At 68.4% G+C, this 24,066-nt stretch carries 21 protein-coding genes; 16 read left to right on the forward strand and 5 right to left on the reverse strand.

Annotated elements, in window-relative coordinates; all coding sequences use genetic code 11:
* Positions 1–47: 47 nt before the first annotated feature.
* Positions 48–1,079: a hypothetical protein gene (locus tag ACVCL9_RS12520; RefSeq protein ID WP_447097878.1), complete on the reverse strand. Its 1,032-nt coding sequence runs from the start codon at positions 1,077–1,079 to the stop codon at positions 48–50.
* A 134-nt stretch (positions 1,080–1,213) separates the two neighbouring features.
* Here ACVCL9_RS12520 and ACVCL9_RS12525 point away from each other — a divergent pair, with 134 nt between their 5' ends.
* The 6 genes from ACVCL9_RS12525 to ACVCL9_RS12550 all read left to right on the forward strand — a co-directional run bounded on the left by ACVCL9_RS12525 (position 1,214) and on the right by ACVCL9_RS12550 (position 8,428).
* Positions 1,214–2,098 carry a 5'-nucleotidase, lipoprotein e(P4) family gene (locus ACVCL9_RS12525; RefSeq protein ID WP_395120449.1) on the forward strand — a complete coding sequence of 295 codons (885 nt, stop codon included), beginning with the start codon at positions 1,214–1,216 and terminating at the stop codon, positions 2,096–2,098.
* A gap of 329 nt (positions 2,099–2,427) precedes the next feature.
* A complete protein-coding gene (gene plsB / locus ACVCL9_RS12530) occupies positions 2,428–5,076 on the forward strand; it encodes a glycerol-3-phosphate 1-O-acyltransferase PlsB (protein ID WP_447097877.1) in 2,649 nt (882 codons plus the stop codon).
* Positions 5,077–5,107: 31 nt separating this feature from the next.
* The gene (locus tag ACVCL9_RS12535; protein ID WP_447097876.1) at positions 5,108–6,457 is read left to right on the forward strand and encodes an amidohydrolase family protein; all 1,350 of its coding nucleotides are present in this window, start codon (positions 5,108–5,110) and stop codon (positions 6,455–6,457) included.
* A gap of 108 nt (positions 6,458–6,565) precedes the next feature.
* On the forward strand, positions 6,566–7,333 hold the full coding sequence (gene ubiE / locus ACVCL9_RS12540) for a bifunctional demethylmenaquinone methyltransferase/2-methoxy-6-polyprenyl-1,4-benzoquinol methylase UbiE (protein WP_447097875.1): 768 nt from the start codon (positions 6,566–6,568) through the stop codon (positions 7,331–7,333).
* A 199-nt stretch (positions 7,334–7,532) separates the two neighbouring features.
* Positions 7,533–7,799, forward strand: coding sequence for a DUF2249 domain-containing protein (locus ACVCL9_RS12545; RefSeq protein ID WP_136259712.1), 267 nt, complete (start codon positions 7,533–7,535; stop codon positions 7,797–7,799).
* Positions 7,799–8,428, forward strand: a complete 630-nt coding sequence (locus ACVCL9_RS12550) for a hypothetical protein (RefSeq protein ID WP_447097874.1) — start codon at positions 7,799–7,801, stop codon at positions 8,426–8,428. Before ACVCL9_RS12545 ends, ACVCL9_RS12550 begins: the two co-directional genes overlap by 1 nt.
* Before the next feature lie 16 nt (positions 8,429–8,444).
* Here the strand turns inward: ACVCL9_RS12550 and ACVCL9_RS12555 are convergent, their stop codons facing one another.
* Positions 8,445–9,374 (reverse strand): DMT family transporter, encoded by a 930-nt coding sequence (locus tag ACVCL9_RS12555; RefSeq protein ID WP_395120458.1) that lies wholly within the window; start codon positions 9,372–9,374, stop codon positions 8,445–8,447.
* A gap of 103 nt (positions 9,375–9,477) precedes the next feature.
* Here ACVCL9_RS12555 and ACVCL9_RS12560 point away from each other — a divergent pair, with 103 nt between their 5' ends.
* From ACVCL9_RS12560 to ACVCL9_RS12605, 10 genes are all read left to right on the forward strand, one after another.
* A complete protein-coding gene (locus ACVCL9_RS12560; protein WP_395121273.1) occupies positions 9,478–10,005 on the forward strand; it encodes an Lrp/AsnC family transcriptional regulator in 528 nt (175 codons plus the stop codon).
* A gap of 95 nt (positions 10,006–10,100) precedes the next feature.
* Positions 10,101–11,669 (forward strand): S10 family peptidase, encoded by a 1,569-nt coding sequence (locus tag ACVCL9_RS12565; RefSeq protein WP_447097873.1) that lies wholly within the window; start codon positions 10,101–10,103, stop codon positions 11,667–11,669.
* Positions 11,670–11,685: 16 nt separating this feature from the next.
* A complete protein-coding gene (locus ACVCL9_RS12570; protein WP_447097872.1) occupies positions 11,686–13,239 on the forward strand; it encodes a S10 family peptidase in 1,554 nt (517 codons plus the stop codon).
* 16 nt (positions 13,240–13,255) lie between these two features.
* Positions 13,256–14,950 carry an acid phosphatase gene (gene acpA / locus ACVCL9_RS12575; RefSeq protein WP_447097871.1) on the forward strand — a complete coding sequence of 565 codons (1,695 nt, stop codon included), beginning with the start codon at positions 13,256–13,258 and terminating at the stop codon, positions 14,948–14,950.
* A gap of 21 nt (positions 14,951–14,971) precedes the next feature.
* On the forward strand, positions 14,972–15,925 hold the full coding sequence (gene pip, locus ACVCL9_RS12580) for a prolyl aminopeptidase (protein ID WP_447097870.1): 954 nt from the start codon (positions 14,972–14,974) through the stop codon (positions 15,923–15,925).
* A 101-nt stretch (positions 15,926–16,026) separates the two neighbouring features.
* A complete protein-coding gene (locus tag ACVCL9_RS12585) occupies positions 16,027–16,668 on the forward strand; it encodes a glutathione S-transferase family protein (RefSeq protein ID WP_447097869.1) in 642 nt (213 codons plus the stop codon).
* Positions 16,669–16,741: 73 nt separating this feature from the next.
* On the forward strand, positions 16,742–18,604 hold the full coding sequence (locus ACVCL9_RS12590) for a M1 family metallopeptidase (protein WP_447097868.1): 1,863 nt from the start codon (positions 16,742–16,744) through the stop codon (positions 18,602–18,604).
* A 44-nt stretch (positions 18,605–18,648) separates the two neighbouring features.
* Positions 18,649–19,587, forward strand: coding sequence for an alpha/beta fold hydrolase (locus ACVCL9_RS12595; RefSeq protein ID WP_395121275.1), 939 nt, complete (start codon positions 18,649–18,651; stop codon positions 19,585–19,587).
* A 164-nt stretch (positions 19,588–19,751) separates the two neighbouring features.
* Positions 19,752–20,297, forward strand: coding sequence for a sterol desaturase family protein (locus ACVCL9_RS12600; protein ID WP_447097867.1), 546 nt, complete (start codon positions 19,752–19,754; stop codon positions 20,295–20,297).
* 38 nt (positions 20,298–20,335) lie between these two features.
* The gene (locus ACVCL9_RS12605) at positions 20,336–20,731 is read left to right on the forward strand and encodes a YciI family protein (protein WP_447097866.1); all 396 of its coding nucleotides are present in this window, start codon (positions 20,336–20,338) and stop codon (positions 20,729–20,731) included.
* A gap of 22 nt (positions 20,732–20,753) precedes the next feature.
* Here ACVCL9_RS12605 and ACVCL9_RS12610 read toward each other — a convergent pair whose 3' ends face one another.
* The 3 genes from ACVCL9_RS12610 to ACVCL9_RS12620 all read right to left on the reverse strand — a co-directional run bounded on the left by ACVCL9_RS12610 (position 20,754) and on the right by ACVCL9_RS12620 (position 23,940).
* Positions 20,754–21,524, reverse strand: a complete 771-nt coding sequence (locus ACVCL9_RS12610) for a M48 family metallopeptidase (protein ID WP_395120473.1) — start codon at positions 21,522–21,524, stop codon at positions 20,754–20,756.
* Positions 21,525–21,656: 132 nt separating this feature from the next.
* A complete protein-coding gene (locus ACVCL9_RS12615; protein WP_447097865.1) occupies positions 21,657–22,574 on the reverse strand; it encodes a recombination-associated protein RdgC in 918 nt (305 codons plus the stop codon).
* A 163-nt stretch (positions 22,575–22,737) separates the two neighbouring features.
* On the reverse strand, positions 22,738–23,940 hold the full coding sequence (locus ACVCL9_RS12620) for an amino acid aminotransferase (protein ID WP_447097864.1): 1,203 nt from the start codon (positions 23,938–23,940) through the stop codon (positions 22,738–22,740).
* Positions 23,941–24,066 lie beyond the last annotated feature (126 nt).

A 24,066-nucleotide genomic window follows, 5' to 3' on the forward strand; every position in this document is an offset into this window, starting at 1 on the left:
GGCAGCGGACCGTCCGCCGTCCTGCTCGATTCATCCGTCGACCACCCTCACACCAACCCCCACGCTTCCAGTTCCAGTTTCAGGTAGGCGTAGTAGATCGGTGCGGCGATGACGCCCGGGAGGCCGAAGGCGGCTTCCATCAGCAGCATCGCCAACAGCAACTCCCAGGCACGGGCATGGATCTGGGTGCCGACGATGCGGGCGTTGAGGAAGTATTCGAGCTTGTGGATCAGGATCAGGAACGCCAGCGCGGCGATGCCCACGCTCAGCGACACCGACAGCCCGGCGATGGTGATGGCGGTGTTGGAAATGAGGTTGCCGATCACCGGCAGCAGGCCGACGATGAAGGTCGCCACCACCAGCGTCTTGGCCAGCGGCACGTGGACGCCGAGCAGCGGCAGCACGCCGAGCAGGAAGATCGCGGTGAACACGGTGTTGATCAGCGAGATCTTGATCTGCGCGAACACGATGTTGTGGAACCCCTGCGCCAGCCGCAGGCAGCGCAGGCTCAGTGCGGCCGCCAGCGGGCCGATCTGGTGCGCCGGCCGTGCGCGGCCGAGCGCCACGATCGCGCCCAGCACCAGGCCGATGAGGATGTGCACGAAAACCCGCACCGCACCCTTGCCGGCCAATTGCAGGGCACCGGCATGCTTGCGCGCCAGCTCGATCGCGCCCACGCGCAGGTCGTCGACGCTGTCGGGCAGGTTGTTGACCAGGGCCGGCGGCAATTGCTGGCGCGCCTTTTCCACCAGCGGCATCAATTGTTGCTGCCAGAGCAGCTCGGGGTTGCCGAGCTCGTGCCGGAACAGGCTGATCGCGCCGAGGATCAGCAACAGCAGCAGGCCGACCACGATGGCGCCCAGCACGGCCACCACCAGCAGTCGCGCGCGGTCGCCGGAAATGCGCCGGCCGAGCAGCGGCGCCATCGACTGCACCAGCTCGAACACCAGCAGGCCAGCGAGCAGGGCCGGCAGCAGGTGCAGGTCGATGACCAGCAGCAGGCCCACCGCAACCAGCAGGTAGCTGGCATAGCTGATGACGTTCGAGGGATCGCGCAAGGCGGGCTTGGGGAAATCCATGCGAGACGAAACCAGAGTGGGAGAGCAGGCAGTCTGTCAGCAGCCCGCGGCCGCTGCCAGCCCCGCCGAAACCGTCATGTGGCTGTCGTAAACTCGGGCGCCTGCCCACGTCGCCCCGCCCCAAGGATCTGCGCATGCCACTCCGTTTGCCCGCGAGCCTGCTCGCGTTCGCCCTGCTGGCCGGTTGTGCGGCCACCCCACTCCGCCATCCCGAGGTCGTCTCCTCTCCTGCCGCGCCCGCGACCGTCGCCGCCAACGACAACCTCAATGCCGTGGCGTGGACCCAGACCGCGATCGAGCACGACCTGATTTACCTGCAGACCTATCGCGATGCCGAAGCGGGCCTGCTGGCCGCCCTGCAGGACCAAGGCTGGGATGCACTGGCCAAGGACGACCGCGCCGCGCCGCTTCGCGGCCTCAAGCCGGCCGTGGTGCTGGACATCGACGAGACCGTGCTGGACAACTCGCCCTACCAGGCGCGCCTGGTAAAAAGCGGCGGCGAGTACAACGAGGCCGATTGGGCCGCCTGGTGCAAGGAGGAGGCCGCCCGCGCGCTGCCCGGCGCAGTCGCGTTCACCCGCTTCGCCGCCCGGCATGGCATCGCCGTCATCTACATCTCCAACCGCGCCAAGGATCTGGACCAGGCCACCCTGGCCAACCTGCGCAAGGCCGGCCTGCCGGTGTCCGGGCCGGAGGCCTTCCTCGGCCTGGGCACCTTCGTCGAAGGCTGCGAGCAGATCGGCACGGAGAAGGGTTGCCGGCGCCAGCTGGTCAGCCGCAAGTACCGCGTGCTGATGCAGTTCGGCGACCAGATCGGCGACTTCGTGACGGTACTGGCCAACAATGCCGCCGGTCGCCACCGCGCCATGGCGCCCTACATGGACTGGATCGGCCGGCGCTGGTTCGTGCTGCCCAACCCCACCTACGGGTCATGGGAACCGGCACTGTTCAACAATGACTGGAGCGCGCCACCGGCGGAACGCCGGCGACAGAAGATCGACGCGTTGCGCTCTGAATAATATTCGTCAACAAAATCATGGCTCTGCAAGACAAACGGCAAGTATTGCCTAAACTTTGACGAACCGATAACATTTGCTCCGCCAACGCCTGCCGGGGATTCCTTGCGGGCAAGGCCATTTCCCTTCCGGCTCTGCCGGATTGCCCCGTGAGGCCCTCGGCCCGCGGGGTTTTCTTTGACCTTCACGCCGCGATGCGGCACGAGGCTCGCCCACACCCCTTGCCGCCGTGGGCCGAGGAACCCCCGGCAAGCGGTCCGGATGGCCGCCCCCGCGGCGCCGCCGACCGCCATCGGCGCGGATTGGACGACGCGGCCGGGTAGAATGGCCCGATGCCGAATACCACAATGGTGGACTCCACCGTACGTCGCCGCGCCCCTTGGTGGTTCAACCTGGCCGGGCAGTTGCTGCAGCCCTGGGTGCGCATCCGCCGCGACCCCGCCGAGCCGGCGGCGCTGCTGCAACCGGGCGTGCCGGTGTGCTACGTGATCGAGCGCGACGGCTTCTCCGACGCGCTGATCCTGCAGCGCGCCTGCCGCGAGGCCGGCCTGCCCAACCCGATGCAGCCGCTGGCCGGCACCCGCCGGCGCCGCTCCGTGTTCGCCCTGACCCGCCGCGACGGCTGGCTGTTCGGGCGCAGCCGCAAGCGCGCCGCCGGGGAACCGCTGCGCCAGCTGGTGCGCTCGCTCGAGGGCGTGCCCGACCTGGACGTCCAGGTCGTGCCAGTGGCGATCTACGTCGGCCGCGCACCCAGCCGTGAGACCGGCTGGTTCCGCGTGCTGTTCTCGGAAAACTGGGTGATGGTCGGCCGCTTCGGCCGCCTGCTGGCGCTGCTGCTGAACGGGCGCGACACGGTGGTGCACTTCTCCGCGCCGGTATCGCTGCGCAGCGTGCTGGATGAATCCGGCGAGATCGGACCGGAGCGCTTCGCGCGCAAGATCGCGCGGGTGCTGCGCATCCACTTCCGGCGCATCCGCGCCGCGGTGATCGGGCCCGACCTGTCACACCGGCGCACCGTGGTCGACGCGGTGCTCGCGGCCGAGCCGGTGCGTGCGGCGATCGCCGCCAATGCCGCCAAGGAGAAGACCAGCCACGCCAAGGCCTGGCGCAAGGCGCACAAGATGCTGCTGGAGATCGCCGCCGACTATTCGCATCCGGTGGTGCGTTCGGCATCGTTCGTGCTGTCCAGTTTCTGGAACAAACTGTACGACGGCATCGCGATGCACCACTTCGACAAGGTCCGCGCGGTGGCGCCGGGTTACGAAGTGGTCTACGTGCCCAGCCACCGCAGCCACGCCGACTACCTGTTGATGAGCTACCAGTTGCACGTCTCCGGCGTGGTGGTGCCGCACATTGCCGCGGGGGTGAACCTCAACCTGCCGGTGATCGGGCCGATCCTGCGCCGCGGCGGCGCGTTCTTCATGCGCCGCAGCTTCACCGGCAACCCGCTGTACTCGGTGGTGTTCAAGGAATACATGGCGCAGCTGATCGACCGCGGCGTGCCGATCGAGTACTTCACCGAGGGCACCCGCTCGCGTACCGGGCGGCTGCTGTCGCCGCGCGGCGGATTGCTGTCGATGACCGTGCGCGCCTTCCTGCGCGCGCCGCGCCGGCCGGTGCTGTTCCAGCCGGTCTACATCGGTTACGAGAAACTGATGGAGGGCAACAGCTACATCGGCGAGCTCTCCGGCAAGCCGAAGGAGAAGGAATCCCTGCTCGGCCTGCTCAAGGGCCTGAAGGTGCTGCGCCAGCGCTACGGCCACGTGGCGCTGAACTTCGGCGAGCCGATCGAGCTGACCCCGCTGCTCGACGCCGCCAGCAGCGACTGGCGCAGCGCCGGGCTCGACCCGGAGGCGAAACCCGAGTGGCTCAATTCGGTGGTCAGCCAGCTGGCCGAGAAGATCCAGGTCAACATCAACCGCGCCGCCGACGTCAATCCGATCAACCTGCTGGCGCTGGCCCTGCTGGCCACGCCCAAGCACGCGATGGCCGAGAACGACCTGCTGATGCAGCTCGACCTTGGCAAGGCGCTGCTGGAGGAACTGCCGTACTCCGACCGCGTCACGCTGACTCCGATGAACCCGGCCGCGATCATCGCCTACGGCGAGCAGATGGGCTGGATCGAGCGGGTGCAGCACCCGCTGGGCGACGTGCTCACCGTCAGCGGCGAAAAGGCCGTGCTGCTGAGCTATTTCCGCAACAACGTGCTGCACCTGATGGCCAGCGCGGCATGGGTCGCCTGCTGCTTCCTCAACAACCGGCGCATGTCGCGTGACGCGATCCTGCGCCTGGGCGGCATCGTGTATCCGTTCATCCAGGGCGAACTGTTCCTGCCGTGGGATGAGGACGGCTTCAAGGAGCAGCTGAAGGCGACGATCGACTTCCTGGTGCGCCGCGGCCTGCTCGAATCCACCAACCATGGCCGCTCGCTGGAACGCAGCGCCGGTCAGGAAGACAGCGCCTTCCAGCTGCGGGTGATCGCGCGCAGCCTGATCCAGGCGTTCGAGCGCTACTACATCACCATCGCGGCGCTGGCCAAGAATGGCCCGCACACGCTGACCGGCGGCGAGCTGGAGAACGCCTGCACGCTCACCGCGCAGCGACTGGGCCTGCTCAACGAGCTGTCCGCACCGGAGTTCTTCGACAAGGCGCTGTTCCGCGGCTTCATCCAGAAATTGCGCGAACGCAAGGTGGTATGGACCGACGAGAACGGCAAGCTCGACTACGACCGCGCGCTGGAGGATCTGGTGCGCGACGCCCGCGTGATCCTGTCGCGCGAGGTGCGCCACTCGATCCTGAAGATCACGCCGGGCGGCGATCGCGAGCCGGCCGCGGCGCTGCCCGGTGACGCGTCGGCATCCGACCTGCACCAGCGCCACGTGGATACCGAGCAGCAGGAACACGAGCGGCGCACCGGCATCGACCGCCGCCAGGGCGACGCTGCAACACAGGAGCCCGCGCGCCGCGAAGGCGCCGAGTAGGATCAGCACACTGTCACCCGGGGGAACCACCATGACCACGACTCGCCACCTGTTGTTCGCCGCCCTCGTGGCATGTCTCCCTCTGGCTGCCGGCGCCGACGCGCCGGCCCGCGCCGATGCCGGCGACCACCGCGTCAGCGTGATCGAATGCGCGCGCCTGCTCGACCCGGCCGCCGGCAAGATGCTGGGCCAGACCACGCTGGTAGTGGAGGACGGCCGCATCAAGGAGATCCATCCCGGCACCGTCGACATCGCGCCGTACCGCCAGGCCGCCGGCACGGTGGGCTTCACCCGGCTGGCCGATGCCACCTGCATGCCGGGGCTGATCGACTCGCACACGCACCTGACGATGCAGTTCAGCAAGAGCACCTACAGCGACAAGTTCCGCCTCAATCCGGCCGACCACGCCATCCGCGGCACCGTCTACGCCAAACGCACCCTGCTCGCCGGCTTCACCACGGTGCGCAACCTCGGCGACGACGACAATGCCTCGCTCGCGCTGCGCAACGCGATCAACGCCGGCCTGGTGCCCGGCCCGCACATCTTCAGCGCCGGCAAGTTCATCGGCACCACCGGCGGCCACGCCGACCCCACCAATGGCTTCCGCTGGAACCTGCAGGGCGACCCCGGTCCCAAGGATGGCATCATCAACTCGCCCGCCGACGCGTGGAAGGCCGTGCGCCAGCACTACAAGGACGGCGCCGACCTGATCAAGATCATGCCCTCCGGCGGTGTGCTGGACGAAAGCTCCAGCTCCGAAAACCCGCAGATGACGCTGGAGGAAATCCAGGCCGTGGTCGCCGCTGCGCACGACTACGGCTTCACCGTGGCCGCGCACGCGCATGGCGCCGAGGCGATCCGTCGCGCGGTGCTGGGCGGCGTCGATTCGATCGAGCACGGCACCTTCATGGATGCCGAGGACATGAAACTGATGAAGGCGCACGGCACCTGGTACGTGCCCACCATCATCGCCGGCCAGTACGTGATGGAGAAGGCGCGCGAGGGCTGGTATCCGCCGCAGGTCGCGCGCAAGGCCGAGGAAGTCGGCCCGGTGATCATGGCCACCGCCGGCAAGGCGTACAAGGCCGGCGTGAAGATCGCCTTCGGCACCGACTCCGGCGTGTTCCCGCACGGCGACAACGCGAAGGAGTTCGCCTACATGGTGCAAGCCGGCATGCCGCCGATGTTCGCCCTGCAGGCGGCCACCACCCACGCCGCCGAACTGCTGCACAAGTCCGACCAGCTCGGCCGCATCGCGGTCGGCCGCGGCGCCGACGTGATCGCCGTACCCGGCAATCCGCTCGATGACATCACCGTCATGCAGCACGTCGAGTTCGTGATGAAGGACGGCGTGATCTACAAGCAGGGCCCGCTTCAATAAAATGACCTCGCTCCCTGCGTTTGCCCCCTCTCCCCGAGGGGGAGAGGAGGCGAAGGCAAAAGGCGCGCTGATCTTATTGAGGCCAAGGCTTGCTGTAGCATTGCAGGGATGAACGAGCAGCCGAAGTCCCCGCCCGCATCCACCACCCACTTCGGCTTCCGCGACGTGCCGGTGGGCGAGAAACAGAGGCTGGTCGGTCAGGTGTTCACCTCGGTCGCACGCAGCTACGACCTGATGAACGACCTGATGTCGTTCGGCACGCACCGGTTATGGAAGCGCCATTTCGTGGCGACCAGCGGCGTGCGCCGCGGCGACCGCGTGCTGGACCTGGCCGGCGGCACCGGCGACATCGCCGCGCTGCTCCATCCGGTAGTGGGCGAGACGGGCGAGGTGGTAGTCGGCGACATCAACGCAGCCATGCTCGACGTCGGCCGCGACCGGCTCACCGACCGCGGCCTGGTCGCCAGCCTGCGCTGGGCCCAGCTCAACGCCGAACGGCTGCCCTTCCCCGACAACTCCTTCGACGCGGTGACCATGGCCTTTGGCCTGCGCAACGTCACCGACAAGGATCAGGCGCTGGCCGACATCTGCCGCGTGCTCAAGCCCGGCGGCCGGCTGCTGGTGCTGGAGTTCTCGAAAGTGCAGAGCGAGGCGTTCGGCAAGCTCTACGACTTCCACTCCTTCAAGGTCCTGCCGCGTCTGGGCCAGCTGTTCGCCGGTGATGCCGACAGCTACCGGTACCTGGCCGAATCGATCCGCAAGCACCCGGACCAGCAGACGCTCAAGGGCATGATGGAGCGCGCCGGCTTCGGCAAGGTCGAGGTGCGCAACCTGACCAACGGCATCGTGGCGATCCACCGCGCGTACAAGTTCTGAGAAGCAGTCAAGCAAGTGACTGCTCATGCGAGCGAGTCCGGGCCTGTACCGGACTCGCGATGGAAGAAAACCCCAGGAAGTGGTTTTTTTCGCCGGCTCTGAGCATCGCGCGCCACGGGGTTTGCGCCTGATCCAGGTCAGTGGCCGATGGCCATCGACGGCGTATGTTGGGGCGGTCTTTCCCACCATGAGTCCCGTCATGCCCCTCGATATCGAGACCGAGCCCAACACCCACCTGTTCGATGCCCGCGGCGTGGCCCGCCGTTTCCGCCATTCCGCGATCTTCGGCGCGATCGGCGTGCTGCGTTCGGGCGAAACCATGCGCTTCGTCAACGACCACGACCCGCTGCCGCTGATCGCGCAGTTGCGTGATCGCCTCGGCGACAACCTCACCGTGGCCTACCGCCAGCGCGAGCCCGGTGCCATCGTGATCGACTTCGGCATCACCGGCTTGCCGGACGAGTGATGGGCACCCCGGCTTTCTTCGACCAGGCGCCGCCGATCCCGATGCGCGATCCGCTGGCGGCGTTCCTCGGCGCCGCCGACGACGGCCTGCTCGACTACCGCTACATCGACGCGGTGCGCCTGGCCGGGCACTCCTGCCCCACCGTCGCCGGTGCCTACCTGATGGCGCGCGCCGCGTTGCGGGCGTTGTATCCCGACGGCCCCGCCGAGCGCGGCGGCGTCGAGGTGCTGATCCCGGGGCCGGAGAGCGAGGGCGTCAACGGCGTGATCGGCCAGGTATTCACCCTGATCACCGGGGCGGCCGGCGCCAACGGCTTCCACGGCATCGCCGGACACTACGCGCGCCAGTCGCTGCTGAGCTACGCCGACACGGCCGAGCACGCCGCCGTGCGGGTCCGCCGGCGCGACACCGGCGCGAGCGTGGCGGTGGAGCTGGATCTCTCGAGCGTGCCCGCACCCGCCAACCTGCGTCCGCTGCTCGGCGGCGCACTCGATCCGGCGGCCAGCGCGGAACAGCGCGCGGCATTCGGTCGGGCATGGCAGGAGCGCGTGCAATGCCTGCTGCTGGAACACGCCGATGACCCGGACGTGATCCGGCTGACCCGGCTCGACCACCCACCGATGCACTGAAGCGCGCCGGTCGTCCTCACGACTGCTCGCACGAGGACACCGGCAGCGCCGGGCTGGCTGCCGGCGGCGCTGGCCGCCGCCGTGCGTTGGCCAGCACCACGCCGCCGATGGTGATCGCACCACCGACCAGCACCAGCACCTCGGGAACCTCGTGCAGCCACAGCCAGCCGATCAGCAGCGCGATCGGCGGCGACAGGTAGATGAAGCTGCTGACCTGCGAGGCCGATGAGCGGTTCACCGCCAGATTCCAGGCCAGGTAACCGACGAAGGTCGGCGCGATGCCCAGCCAAAGCAGCGCGCCGATGTGCGGCCACGAGGCCGCTGCCAGCGCCTGCGGCAGATGCCAGCCGAACGGCAACGCGCCGAGCGTGCCGGCGAACATCGCGAACGCGGTGACCCCGACCATGCTGCTGCGCGAGAACAGCGCCTTCTGGCCGACGAAGAAGACCGCCGAGACGGCCACGCACACCAGCACCAGCAAGGCGTGCGGATCGACCTCCACGCGCTGTCCGCTGGCGAATACCACCAGCACCGTGCCGAGCAGGGCCACCGCCAGCCCGAGCCACGTGCGTGCGGCCAGCCGTTCGCCGATCCACAGCGCCGACACCGCCGCCGTGGCCGCCGGCACCAGCGAGATCAGGATCGAGGCGGTGCCGCTGGCGATGCGCGTCTCGGCGTAGTTCAGGCACAGGTGATACACGGTCAGGCCAAGCACGCCGAGCAGGGCCAGTTGCGGCCAGTCGCGCAGCGCCGGCAATGGCACGCGCCTGATCCAAAGCAGCACGGCGAAGCACAGCGAGCCGATCAGCAGCCGCGCGAACGCCACCTCGCCCGGCGTGAACGCGGGCAATGCATAGGCGATCGCGGCATACGCCGACGACCAGGTGAGCAGGGCGATCGCGATGGCGAGCAGGGCACGGCCATCGAGACGTTGAGCGGTATCCATGGGGGGATTCTCCGGCGGGGAAGCGCGCATCCTAGTCCTGGCGATGGCGCCGGTGAATAATGCATCGCGGCGGAATCGCGATGTTTCGCCGCTGATCGAAATGATGAAAGAGGTTGTCACCTTGGAATCGAAACCGACCGATGGCCGATCCGCACTGGACGGCAAGGACTGGCAATTGCTGGAGGCGCTGCAGCGCGATGCGCGACTCGGTTTCGCCGAACTCGGCCGGCTGGTGCGCCTGTCCGCGCCCGCAGTGGCCGAACGGGTGCGGCGACTGGAGGATGCCGGCGTGATCAGCGGCTACCACGCCACGGTCAACCCGCGCCGGCTCGGTTATGCGCTGAGCGCGATGGTGCGCCTGCGCTGCGACGGGGCCACCTGCGCGCGCATCGGCAGCCTGGTCGAGGACATTCCCGAGGTGCTCGAATGCCGCCGCCTGGCCGGCGAGGACTCGGCCCTGCTGCACGTGGTGGCGATGTCCACCGGGCACCTGGAGTCGGTGCTCGACCGCCTGCTCAAGACCGGCGCCAGCAACAGCACCACCACCCTGATCGTGCTGCAGACGCCGCACGAGAACCGGCCCCTGACCCGCGCGATGTGGAACGCGGCGATGGCGATGTCGGGCGACTGATCCACCGGTCGCGCGGGGCGACCAGTACTTTTGTCACGGTCGCGCATCGACACGGCGTCGCATACTCGAACGCTGCTCGAACTCAGGGGAACCCCATGCGCCGCCTCGCTTCGCTATTGCTGGCCAGTGCCATCGCGCTCGCCGGCCTGCCCGCCGCCCATGCCGCCGACGCGGCGCCGGCCAACGCGTCATCCAGCGCCACCCATGACAGCACCGATCCGCGCATCCCCGCCCATGAAACGGCGGTGCGCACGCAGCACAGCGTCGCCATCGGCGGGCGCACGATCAGGTACACCGCCACCGCCGGCACGGTGATCATCCGCGACGACAAGCAGCAGCCGCAGGCCAGCGTGTTCTACGTCGCCTACACCGTCGACGACGGCAAGCCCTCGCAGCGCCCGCTGACCTTCCTCTACAACGGCGGCCCGGGTTCCTCCAGCGTGTGGCTGCACATGGGCTCGCTCGGCCCGGTGCGCATCGAGACGGCCAGCCCGCAGGCCACCGCGCCGGCGCCGTACCACCTGGTGGCCAACGGCGACAGCCTGCTCGACAAGACCGACCTGGTCTTCATCGACGCCGTCGGCGCCGGTTATTCGCGCCCGCTGGGCAAGGCCACCGGCAAGGACTTCTGGGGCGTGGACCAGGACATTTCCGCCTTCAGCCGCGCGATCGAGCGCTACGTCACGCTCAACCGGCGCTGGAACTCGCCCAAGTTCCTGTACGGCGAGAGCTACGGCACCACCCGGTCGGCCGCGCTGGTCGACGCGCTGCAGGACAAGGGCATGGCCTTCAACGGCGTGATCCTGATGTCCTCGATCCTCAACTACGCGATCCGCATGCCGGGCTACGACGAGAGCTACGTCGGCTACCTGCCCAGCTTCGCCGCCGCCGCGTGGTACCACGACAAAGTGCCTTCCAAGAGCGGCCAGAACAAGCCGGCCGAGCTGAAGGCCTTCGTCGACCAGGCCCGCGCCTGGGCGCGTGGCCCGTACGCCTCCGCGCTGGCACTGGGGCAGGATCTGCCCGCCGCACAGTTCGACGCGATCGCCACGCAGATGGCCGGCTTCACCGGCCTGCCGGTGCAATACATCAAGCAGGCGAACCTGCGCGTGAGCCCCAGCCGCTTCCGCAAGGAACTGCTGCGCGACCAGCGTCTCATCCTGGGCCGCTACGACGCCCGCTTCACCGGCACCGACCCCGATGCCGCCGGCGAAACGCCGGAGTACGACCCCTCCGACACCGGCATCAGCGGCGCCTTCGTCAGCGCCTTCCACGACTATCTTGCCGACCAGCTCGACTACCCGAGCCAGCTCGACTACCGCCCCACCTACGGCAAGATCATCCAGGGCTGGGACTGGAAGCACGCCGTCCCGGGCATGCGCCGCGCGCTGCCGCTGCCGTACGTGGCCGGCGACCTGGCGCACGCGATGCGCACCAATCCGAACCTCAAGGTGCTCTCGCTCAACGGTTACTACGATTTCGCCACGCCGTTCTTCATCACCGAGTACGACCTGGCGCACATGAACCTGGACCCTTCGCTGCGCGGCAATCTGTCGTTCGCTTACTACCCTTCCGGGCACATGATCTATCTCAACACCGAGGCGCTGCAGCAGCTCAAGCACGATCTCGCCCGCTTCTACGACCTTGCCGCGCCGCAGCGCTGATACGGAGCCTCTCGCCATGCGCCATTCCCTCATCGCCCCGCTCGCCTTCGTCCTGGCCATCGGCCTTGCCGCCCCGCTGCATGCGGCCGACAGCAACCCGCACGACAGCAAGTCCCAGGCCGACAAGGACACCAAGAAGGACACGCTGCCGATCCCGCCCGAACGCAAGGTGGTGACCTCGCACAGCGTGCGCATCGATGGCCGCAACGTGGCCTACAAGGCCACCGCCGGCACCTTGCTGATCAAGGACGACAAGGGCCAGCCCACGGTCAGCATGTTCTACGTGGCCTACACCGTCGGCGACGGCAAGGCCGCGCAGCGGCCGGTCACCTTCCTGTTCAACGGCGGCCCCGGCTCCTCCAGCATGTGGCTGCACATGGGTTCGGTCGGGCCGGTACGGGTGGCCAACGCGGGCGACCAGCCGATCCCGCCGCCGCCGTACAGCACGGTGCCGAACGAATACAGCCTGCTCGACAAGTCCGACCTGGTCTTCATCGACGCGCCCGGCACCGGCTATTCGCAGCTGGTCGGCGCGGCCAAGGGCAAGGACTTCTACGGCATCGATCAGGATGCCGACGCGTTCGCGAAGTTCATCACCCGCTACGTCGGCGACAACCACCGCTGGAACTCGCCGAAGTTCCTGTTCGGCGAGAGCTACGGCACCACCCGCTCGGCGGTGCTGGCCAAGCAATTGCAGGACCAGGGCATGGAGCTCAACGGCATCGTGCTGATGTCCTCGATCCTGGACTTCAGCGTGTGGGCCAACACCGGTGTCGACCACGGCTACATCGTCAACCTGCCGACCGAGGCCGCGATCGCCTGGTACCACAACAAGGTACCGAACAAGCCCGCCGACCTGGCCGGCTTCATCGCCGCCGTGCGCCAGTTCGCCAGCACCGACTACACCCTGGCACTGGCCAGGGGCGACGCGATCACGCCGGCCGAGGCCGACCGCATCGCCACGCAGCTGAGCCAGTACATAGGCCTGTCGACGACGTACATCAAGCAGGCCAACCTGCGCATCGACCCCAGCCGCTTCCGCAAGGAGCTGCTGCGCGACCAGCGCCGCACGGTTGGACGTCTGGACGGCCGTTTCGAAGGCATCGACCCGGATGCCGCCGGCGAGACGCCCGACGGCGACGCCGCCAGCGATGCCGCCACCGGCGCCTACCTGGCCGCCTTCAACCAGTACGCCACCAGCGCCCTGAACTACGCCAGCGACCACGCCTACCTGCCCAACAACTACGGCGTCATCAACCGCAACTGGGACTGGAAGCGCGAGCACCAGCGCTTCCCGCAGGCGCCGTACGTGGGCAGTGACCTGGCCGACACGATGCGGCGCAACCCGCATCTGAAGGTCTTTTCCGCCAACGGCTACTACGACCTGGCCACGCCGTTCTACGCCACCGAGTTCGACCTGGGCCACCTCAGCCTGGACCCGGCGATCAGCAAGAACATCGAGTACGGTTTCTATCCGTCCGGTCACATGATCTACTTCGATGTCGACGCCTTGAAGCAAGTGAAGGCGGATCTGGCGCGCTTCTACGACGAGGCCGCACCGCGGCCCTGACGGAGTCTCCCCAGCCATGACGGACAAGCCGAGCGCACCGCCCGACGCCGACGAGAACGCACCCCGCGACCCTGCCCGGCGCCGCGTGCTGGGCGGCATCGCGCTGGCGGGTGCGGCCGCGACGCTGGCCGGCTGTCGCATCGACGACGCACGCCACGCCAGTGCGCCGACGGGAGATCAAGCGGCGCTCGACGCGCTGCTGCGGCAGCACATCCAGCACGTGGTGGTGCTGTACGCGGAGAACCGCAGCTTCAACAACCTGTTCGCCGGCTTCCCCGGCCTGGCGCAACCGCTCAAGGCGCTCGACTCGCCCGAGTACCGCCAGCGCGACCGCGGCGGCAGTCTGCTCACCACGCTGCCGCCGGTGTGGAGCGGCATGGTGCCGCGCGAGCAGGTGGTCGGCGGGCGCCGCTACCTCATCGACGAGCAGGCCATCACCGGTTTGCCCAACCGGCCTTTCGCGCTGCGCACGCCCGATGGCGAGCTGCTGCCGCACGGCGTGATCACCCGCGATCTGGTGCACCGCTTCTACGAAAACCAGCTGCAGATCAACGGCGGCCGCAACGACGGCTTCGTGGCCTGGAGCAACACCGGCGCGATGCCGATGGGCCACTACGCCGACACGGCCCGCAGCCTGCGCCTGTGGCAGCTGGCGCGGCAGTACACCTTGTGCGACAACTTTTTCATGGGCGCATTCGGCGGCTCGTTCCTCAACCACCAGTACCTGGTCGCCGCGCAGCCGCCGTACTTCCCGCACGCCGACCAGAGCCCGGCGAAACTGCAGATCGCCCAGGTGCAGGGTGACGACCCCACCGGCATCCTGCCGAAGTTCGCCGAAGGCTCTCCGGCGAGCGCGATGCAGGGTCGCCCGGAATGGGCCTCGCGCGATGCCATGACGCCGGACTTCTGGGCGGTCAACACCATGGGGCCGGCCTATGCGCCGGGCTTCAGCCATGACCCGCGCGATCCGCGGCTGGCGGATGCGACCAGCCCGAACACGCTGCCCGCGCAGAGCCACCTGACCATCGGCGACGTGCTGTCGCAAGCCGGTATCGACTGGGCCTGGTATGCCGGCGCCTGGCAGCTGGCGCTCGACGGCAAGGGCGAAGGCGACCACAGCGAGTTTCCGCAGGTGCCGGATTTCCAGCCGCACCACCAGCCGCTCAACTATTTCCGCCAGTTCGCCCCGGGCACGGCGGCGCGTGCGCAGCATCTGCGCGACGCCGGCACCGGCAGCCGCGCCGACAGCAACCATTTCATTGCCGCGGTCGAAGCCGGCCAATTGCCGCCGGTGACGCTCTACAAGCCGCAAGGCAATCTCAACATGCACGCCGGCTACGCCAGCCTCGATGCCGGCGACGAGCACCTGGCGCAAGTGGTCGAGGCGCTGCAGCGCAGCCCGCAGTGGCCGAACATGCTGGTGGTGCTCACGGTGGACGAGAATGGCGGCTGGTGGGATCACGTGGCGCCGCCGAAAGGCGATCGCTGGGGCCCGGGCACGCGCGTGCCGGCGCTGGTGATCTCGCCACACGCGAAGCGGGGCTTCGTCGACCACACGATCTACGACACCGGCTCGATCCTGCGTTTCCTCACCCGCCGTTTCGACCTCAAGCTGCTGCCCGGACTGAAGCTGCGCGACGCATCGATGATCGCCGCCGGCGGCCCGCCGCCGGGCGACCTCACCGCCGCGCTGCAGTTCGCCAGCGCCTGACCCCCGCAGGAAACACCGACCATGCGCGAGCTGTACCCGGAGATCGAGCCGTACCAGACCCATCGCCTCCCCGTGGATGCGCTGCACACGCTGCACGTGGAGGAGTGCGGCAACCCGCTGGGCCTGCCGGTGATCTTCCTGCACGGCGGACCGGGCGCCGGCCTGTCGACCTATCACCGTCGCTTCTTCGATCCGGCGCGCTACCGCATCGTGCTGTTCGACCAGCGCGGCTGCGGGCAGTCCACCCCGTTCGCCGAACTCACCGACAACACCACCACGCACCTGGTCGCCGACATCGAGCGCATCCGCGCCTTCCTGGGCATCGAGCACTGGGTGGTGTTCGGCGGCTCCTGGGGTTCGACCCTGGCGCTGGCGTACAGCCAGGCCCACCCGCAGCATTGCCTGGGCATCGTGCTGCGCGGCATCTTCCTCGGCCGGCCACAGGAATTGCGCTGGTTCAACGAACTCGATGGCGGCGCACGGCAGATCTTCCCCGAACGCTGGGCGCGCTTCCGCGATTTCATCCCGAGCGACGAGCGCGGCGAGATGCTGGACGCCTACTGGCAGCGCCTGAACAGCACCGACGAAGCCACCCGCCTCGCCGCAGCGCAGGCGTGGAGCGCGTGGGAAGGCGGCAGCACCACCCTGGTGCACGACCCCGACGCCGGCGGCATCTTCGAAGACCCGCATCACGCAGTCAGCCTGGCGCTGATGGAAGCCCACTACTTCCGTCACGCGCTGTTCCTCGAACCGGACCAGCTGCTGCGCGACGTGCCGCGCATCCGCCACCTGCCGGCCACCATCGTGCACGGCCGCTACGACATCATCTGCCCCGCCGTCAGCGCCTGGGACCTCGCCCAGGCCTGGCCCGAAGCCACCCTGCACTTCGTGCTCGCCGGCCACAGCGCGGCCGACCCGGCCATCGTCGACCGCCTGGTCGAGGCCACTGACGCGCTGGCCGATCGGTACTGCTGACGGCACGCCGTTTCGGACCGGAACCGCGTCGGCGCAAGAAGCGGATGGCGCGCCCGGCGCGGTGACGCCAGAATGCGCGCCTCACCTCAATGGAGTTGCCGATGCTGACCCTCTACGACTACCTGCCTTCGCAGAACGCCTGGAAAGTGCGCCAGCTGCTGCATCACCTCGGCCGGCCGTATCGCACGCTGGAGGTCAGCATCTTCGAGGGCGAGGGCCGCAGCGAAAGCTATCTGCGCATCAGCCCGACCGGCACGGTGCCCGCGATCGAACTGGACGACGGCCGCACGCTGGCCGAATCGAACGCGATCCTGATGTACCTGGCCGATGGCACGCCGTATGTGCCGGGTGATGCGTTCGGCCGCGCCAAGGTGCAGCAGTGGCTGCATTTCGAGCAGGAGCGGGTGGAGTCGGTGCTCGGCGCGCTGCGCCACTGGACGCTGACCGGCAAGCTGGCGCAACGCGCACCCGCGCTGGTGGAGGCAAAGCGCCACGCGGCGCAGCGCACGCTGGAGATCCTGGAGCGCGAGCTGTCGGAGCGCGACTTCATCGCCGGCGAGCGTTACACCATCGCCGACATCGCGCTGTTCGCCTACGGCAGCCGCGCGGCCGAGGCGGGCTTCGCGCTCGACGAATATCCCGCCATCCGCGCCTGGATCGCCCGAGTGGAGGCACAACCGGGCTTTCTCGCCACCATGCATCCGTACGCGAGCGACCCGCATTCGGCAGGCGAGTTGCCCTGAGCTTTCGTCACAGGCGGCAGCCAGCGCGGCGGTGGCATACTCGGGGTTTCCCGGCCCGAGAGATCTCCCGCCCATGCGCCTGTTTCCGCTTCTTGCCTTCGGTACGCTGCTGTTGCCGGTGGCTGCCCAAGCCAACGATCCGAACTCCTACGCCCAGCCCGACCAGGTGCGGGTGACGCATCTGGATCTCGACCTCAACATCGACTTCCCGCACAAGCAGCTCGCGGGCCAGGCGACGCTGAAGCTGGATTGGCGCAACCCGCAGGCGCAGTCGCTGGTGCTGGATACGCGCGACCTGAAGATCGCCAGGGTCGAGGCGCTGGCCGCCGACGGCAAGGCCACGCCGCTGAAATACGCGCTGGCACCGCGCGACAAGGAGCTGGGCAGCAAGCTCACCATCACCGCGCCGAAGCATCCGGCGCAGGTGCGCATCGTCTACAGCACGGCACCCACCGCGTCCGGCCTGCAGTGGCTGACCCCGGCGCAGACGGCGGACAAGCGCGCGCCGTTCATGTTCTCGCAGTCCGAATCCATCCACGCGCGCTCGTGGGTGCCGCTGCAGGACTCGCCGGCGATCCGCTTCACCTACGACGCGCACGTCAGCGCGCCGAAGAACATCCGCGTGGTGATGAGCGCGCTCAATGACGCGCAGCATCCGCTTGACGGCGATTTCAGGTTCGACCAGCCGCACCCGATCCCGTCCTACCTGCTGGCGATCGCCGCCGGCGACCTCGCGGTGAAGGAAACCGGCCCGCGCTCGGCCGTGTACGCGGAACCCTCGGTGGTGGCCAAGGCCGCGCACGAATTCGAGGACACCGAGAAACTGATCGAAGCCACCGAGAAGCTCTACGGCCCCTACGCCTGGGGCCGCTACGACATCCTGGTGCTGCCGCCCTCGTTCCCGTTCGGCGGCATGGAAAATCCCAACATGACGTTCGCCACCCCGACCGTGCTGGTGGGCGACAAGAGCCTGGTTTCGCTGGTCTCGCACGAGCTGGCGCACTCGTGGTCGGGCAACCTCGTCACCGCCGCGGCGTGGCGTGACATCTGGCTCAACGAGGGTTTCACCACCTACGTGCAGGGCCGCATCACCGAGGCGGTGTACGGCAAGAGCCAGGCCGACGAGGAGGCACTGCTGTCGGCGCGCGCGCTGCAGAAAAGCATCGGCGCGATGGCCGAGAACGCGCAGAAGCTGGCGCCCGACCCGCGCGGCGTGGGCGCCGATGACTCGCTCTCCGACGTGGCCTACGACAAGGGCTCGTGGTTCCTGCGCACGCTGGAGCAACGCTTCGGTCGCGCCGATTTCGATGCCTACCTGAAGGGCTATTTCAAGCATTTCGCCTGGCACAGCATCACCACCGAGCAGATGCTCGACTACATGAAGCCGAACCTGATCGAGAAGTACCCCGGCAAGATGGGCTGGGCGGAGGTGCGCGAATGGGTCTACGGCAGCGGCATCCCCAAGGATGCACCGCTGCCCGAGTCGCCGAGCTTCGACGCGATCGACAGGCAGCGCGGCGAATTTCTTGCCGGCACGCTGGCGGCCGACAAGCTCGACGCGAAGGGATGGAACACGCAGGAGTGGATGTATTTCCTCGACCGCCTGCCCGACGCGCCGGCGCTGGACAGGATGCAGCAGCTCGACGCCGCCTGGCACCTCACCGGCACGCCGAACGCGGAGATCGGCATGCGCTGGTACAGCCACGCGATTGCCGCCGGCGACAAGGCGGTGTGGGATGCCGCCGCCGAGCACATGACCCGGATCGGCCGCATCTACCTCACCACGCCGCTGTACAAGGCGTTCGTGAAAACGCCGGAAGGACTGGCCTTCGCCGAGCAGGTCTACGCCAAGGCGAAAGCCGGCTACCACCCGCTGACCCAGCAGGTGGTGGAGGGCATCCTCGCCAAGGCGAAGCAGGCGGACAAGCCTGAGTGAGCCCGACCTCGCCCACCGATACGACCACGCCGCTGTGGAAGCGCATGCTGCGACGGCGGCTGAAGTTCCTTGCCTGGCTGGTGGCGCTGCTGGCCATCGTGCTGGGCGGCAGCTACCTGTTCGCGCCGCAATGGCTGATGCGCGCCGGGCACCTACGCGAGGCGATGGCGGCCAAGCTGGAAACACACAGCGTGCAGGTCGGCGACACCCGCTGGTCGTACTACGAAGGCGGCGAAGGCCCGACCATCGTGCTGCTGCACGGCTTCGCCGGCGACAAGGATGTCTGGTTGCCGGTAGCCGCGTTGCTGAGTGCACATTTCCATCTGGTCATCCCCGACCTGCCCGGCTGGGGCGAATCCTCGCGCGTGGCGCAGGGCAACTACGACGTCGACGCGCAGGCCGCGCGACTGGACGCCTTCGTGCAGGCACTGCGACTGCCGCGCTTCATGCTGGCCGGCCACGGCACCGGTGCGGCGATCGCCGCCGCGTATGCCGCCGACCAGCCGCAGCGCGTGGCCGGCCTGGCCCTGCTCGATGCGTACGGCCTGAAAGCCGGCGAGAGCGACTTGACGCGCCTGGTACGCGCGGGCAACAACCCCTACCTGTTCGGGGACCGCGCCGGTTATGCGCAGCTGGCCGCGCTGGAGTTCGCGCAGCCGCCCGACCGGCCCGGCCGCTTCGTCGACGTGCTGGTCGAGCGCAATCGGCGCGACCGCGATTTCATCCAGCGCACGTTCCAGGCCTGGCACGCGCAGCCGCTGGCGCTGCAGCAGCGGCTGGGCCGGCTGACCATGCCGGTGCTGGGGTTGTGGTGCCACGATGACAGGATCACCGACATCTCGGCGCTGGACAGCCTGCGCAACGGACTGACCGCCGCCAGCGCGATCAGCACCAGCACGATCAACGGCTGCGGCCACCTGCCGATGCTGGAAAAGCCCGAGACGACGGCGCAGATACTCACCGGTTTTGCGCTGTCGCACTGAACGGAACCGGTCGCCACGGCAGCCGGCGGGGGAAAACATGATGGATTGTGGTTGCCGACATGGGAGAATGCACGCATGAGCCTGCACACCGGCATGGCGCCTGGCAAGAAAGTGCAACGATGAAGCAGAACCTCGTTCGTTCAGCTGTGGATGCGATTGCGCGGATGTCCACCACGCGGACCAACTACTGGACCGAGCTGGTGCTGGACACGGCGCTGGGCGCCTGGCTGCTGGTCGTCGGCTGGCGCCATCTCGACGGCGGTCCCTGGCTGGCTGCCGGCGCGATCGCACTGGGCCTGTTCGCCTTCAGCTTCATCGAGTACTTCTTCCACCGCTGGATGTTCCACACCCGCATCCCGCTGTTCGAGCAGGGCCACCGCATGCACCACGAGCGTCCGCTCGGCTACGACTCGCTGCCGTTCTTCCTGCCGGCGATGGTGCTGATTGCGCTGACCGCGGTGCTGGTGGTGCTGATGCCGTTCGGGTTCGCGCTGCTGCTGGCCGGCTCGATCACGCTCGGCTACATCGTCTACGGCCTGGCCCACTTCATCATCCACCACGTGCGCTTCAAGCAGCCGCTGCTGCGCCGCTGGGCCGGCGCCCACCACGTGCACCACTACCACCCGGATACCAACTTCGGCGTCACCACGCCGCTGTGGGACATCCTGCTGCGCACGCGCTACGTGCGCCAGCCGCGCAAGGCAGTCTGACCGGCGCGTCACCGCGCCCCCTATCGAGGCCAGGTTCCATGCCCACAAACGAGTACCTGCTGATCTCGCGCGGACAATGGGACGAAGACGCCGACAAGGGCGCCGTGCAGGACACCATCGACCGCTTCTACGCCTGGTACGAAGAAGGCCTGGCGCAAGGGCGGCTCAAACCGGGCAGCCGCCTGGCGAACCGCGGCAAGCTGGTGTCCCGCGATGCGGTGACGGATGGTCCGTTCAGCGAATCCAAGGAGCTGGTCGGCGGCTACTGGTTCATCGTGGCCGACACGCTGGAGGAAGCCGCCGCGATCGCCGCGGAGAACCCCTGCCTCGCCTTCGGCCTGACCGTCGAGGTGCGTCCGCTGGAGTCGGCGCGCTCCAGCGTGGAGATCGTCACCAACGAGACACCGCGACGCTGGAAGACCACCGACGCCTGAGCCGGCGAGGACGCCGCGCCGTTCAATCGGCCACGTCGGCGACCAGCCGGTCGAGTTCGGCCTTGAGGATCGCGCCGTGCTGGCGCAGCCAGTCGCGCTGTTCGCGCCAGTCGGGATAAAGCGTTTCCACCAGTGCCCAGAAGCGCGGCGAGTGATTGCGCACGCGCAGGTGGCACAGCTCATGAACCAGCACGTAGCGCAACGCGGCCGACGGCGCCAGCGCCAGCGCGAGGTCGAGGTTGATGCGATCGCGCGTGTCCAGGCTGCCCCACAGGCTCTTCATCGGGCGGATGCGCAGCGAGGTCGGCGCCAGGCCCAGCTGCGGCACGTGGACCGCCATCCAGCGCGACACGTCGCGACGGATCAGCAACTCCAGGTGGGAGGCGAGCAGGCCGCGGGCGATCGGCAAGGCGCGGCTGTGCGGGCGCGGCACCACCAGCGTCAGGCCGCGCGCATGCGCCTCGATCTTCGGATAGGTGCCTTCGGACCAGTCCAGTTCCACCAGTTCGCCGCGCAGCGGAAAGTGGCACGCATGGCCGATGCGCAGCGGCGGCAGCGGCTTGACGATCAGGTTCAGTTCGTCGAGCTTCTGCTCCAGCCACACGGCGTGGCTGCGCAGGAACGCGCTGACCTGCGCCGGATGCGTGCCGCGCGGATACGACACCCGCGCGCCCTTGGGCGTGACGGTGAGGCGCAAACGTCGCGCACGCGGATGGGCGGCCTTCAACACCCGGATGGTGTTGCCGCCTGCCATCGCCAGTTCCAGCCAGTCGCCTTCGAGATGCTGCGTCATGTCCTGCCGTCCATCCGGTACGTCACGCGCGGTCGGCGTGGCGAATCCGGACAGACAGTATGCCGGCAAGCCGGCGCCCCGGCGCAAGGGCCGGGCGGCAGGCCGGCCGCAATTCCGGCCGGCTGCGAAATCTCAGCCGTCGGTGGGACGCGGCAGGCCGAACCATTCCTCCAGTTTGGCCAGCAACCGCGCCAGTTCCAGCGTCAACAGGGCGAAACTGGCGTCCATTTCGGCGTGGGCATCGGCCTGGCTGTCGCCCAGCTCGTCCAGCACCACGTCGAGGAACTTCAGCTTGCGGATGACCAGGTCCTCGCCCAGCACGAAGCTGATGCGGTCGTCGAAGGTCAGCCCCAGCAGGAATACCTGCTTGCCGTTGCGCAGGTGCTCCTTGACCTCTTCCGCATCCAGGTCCTGGCGGCGGCAGCGGGCGATCGCGCCGGTGGCGGTGGCCGGGTCGCGCAGTTCGCATTCGTCGCCCAGCGCCAGCCCGGCCGGCAGGTTGCCGGTGGCCAGCCAGTCGGTCATCAGCACGCGCGGACCTTCTTCCGGCGCCAGCGGCACCGCCGGGAAGCTGCCCAGCGCCTCGCGCACCTGGCTCAGCGCGTTCTCGGCCGACTTGCGGCTGGAGGTGTCCAGCACCAGCCAGCCGTGCTTCTTGTCGACGTAGGCGGACATGCGCGACTGCCGCACGAAGGCGCGCGGCAGCAGCTCGTTGAGCAGGTCCTCCTTGATCCGCTTGCGCTCGCGGCCGCCGACCTTGCGGCCCTCCTCCTCGGCGATCTTCTGCACCTTGCGATGCAGCTCGTCGTTGATGACGGCGGCGGGCAGCAGCTTGTCCTCGCCGCCGACGGTGAACAGGGTGGACTGCTTCACCGCATGGGTGAGCGGCTCGCCCTCGCCGCGGCCGACCGGCGGCACGAAGCCCCTGGTGAACATCTCCAGCGGGCCGCAGGGGCGCAGCCGGTGCTCGGCCAAGGCCTCGTCGAGGCGATCGAGATCGGTGGCGACCGCGGGGGAAAAACGGAACAGGGTGAGGTTGCGAAAGAACATTCGGTATCCGGGTATTGATGAAGCCGGCGGGAAGGATTTCAGCTCCCGCCGTTCGGCCTGAGCGCAGGCCTGAAAGGCCGAAGTCGAAGGGTATCGCAGCGTGCCCTTCGACTCCGCTGCGCTACGCTCAGGGTGAACGGTGGAGCAAGGCGGTGGTGGACAGTCAGCGGCAGACGGCGGCGACCGCCGCGGCCACGGCGTCCAGGTTGGACTCGTTCAACGCCGCCACGCAGATGCGTCCGCTGTCGAGGGCGTAGATCGCGTGCTCGTCGCGCAGGCGGCGCACCTGCGCCTTGCTCAGGCCGGAGTAGGAGAACATGCCGGCCTGCTTGTTGATGAAGCCGAAATCCGGCGCGCCGAGCGCGGCCAGCTTCTCGACGAAGCCCGCGCGCATCGCGTGGATGCGCGAACGCATGCCGCCCAGCTCCTGCTCCCAGCGCGCGCGCAGCTCGGCGCTGCCCAGCACGCCGGCGACCAGTGCGGCGCCGTGGGTGGACGGGCTGGAATAGATCGTGCGGATGACCTGCTTGATCTTCGACTGCAGCCGCGCCGCCTCGTCGCGATCGGCGCCGACCATCGACAGCGCGCCCACGCGCTCGCCGTACAGCGAGAACGACTTGGAGTACGAGTTGGCGACCACGAACGCCTCGATGCCGGAGTCCGCCAGCACGCGCACCGCGGTGGCATCCTGTTCGGTGCCGCGGTCGAAACCCTGATAGGCCATGTCGACGAACGGCAGCAGCTTGCGCTCGCGCAGCAATTCGACCAGTTGCGCCCATTGCGCGGCATCCAGATCCACGCCGGTGGGGTTGTGGCAGCACGCATGCAGCAGCACCACGGTGCCGGGTTCCATCCGGCCCAGATCTTCCAGCATGCCGGCGAAATCCAGGCCGTGGCTGGCCGCGTCGTAGTAGCGGTACTCCAGCAGTTCGAAGCCGGCGGTGCGGAACACCACGTGATGGTTGCCCCAGCTCGGGTTGCTGATCGCGACCTTCGCGTTTGCACCGGCCACCTGCCTGAGCAGGTCCGCCGCCACGCGCAGCGCGGCGCTGCCGCCGATGGTCTGCGCGGTGGCCACGCGGCCGGCCGCCAGCAGCGGCGACCGTTCGCCGAACACCAGCTGCTGGGTCAGCCGGTTGTACGCGGCGAGGCCGTCGATCGGCAGGTAGCCGCGCGGCTTCGCCGCCGCAGCCAGCGCCAGCTCCACCTCGTGCACGGTGGGCAGCAGCGGAATGCGCCCCTGCTCGTCCACGTAGATGCCCACGCCGAGGTTGATCTTGTGCGGCCGCGCGTCCGCCAGATAGGTTTCGGTGAGGCCCAGGATCGGATCGCCAGGGGCCATTTCAACGGGGGCAAAGAAGGACACGATCGGTACTCGATGGGTGGGGAAGGCACGCGCCGGGGCCGTCGATGGACGGCTTTCTCCGGCATGGCGGCGCGACGCACGGGAGAACGGCGCGAAACACCGCCGACTATAGCAAGAGCCGGCCGG

Source organism: Rhodanobacter sp. UC4438_H5 (assembly GCF_052978405.1).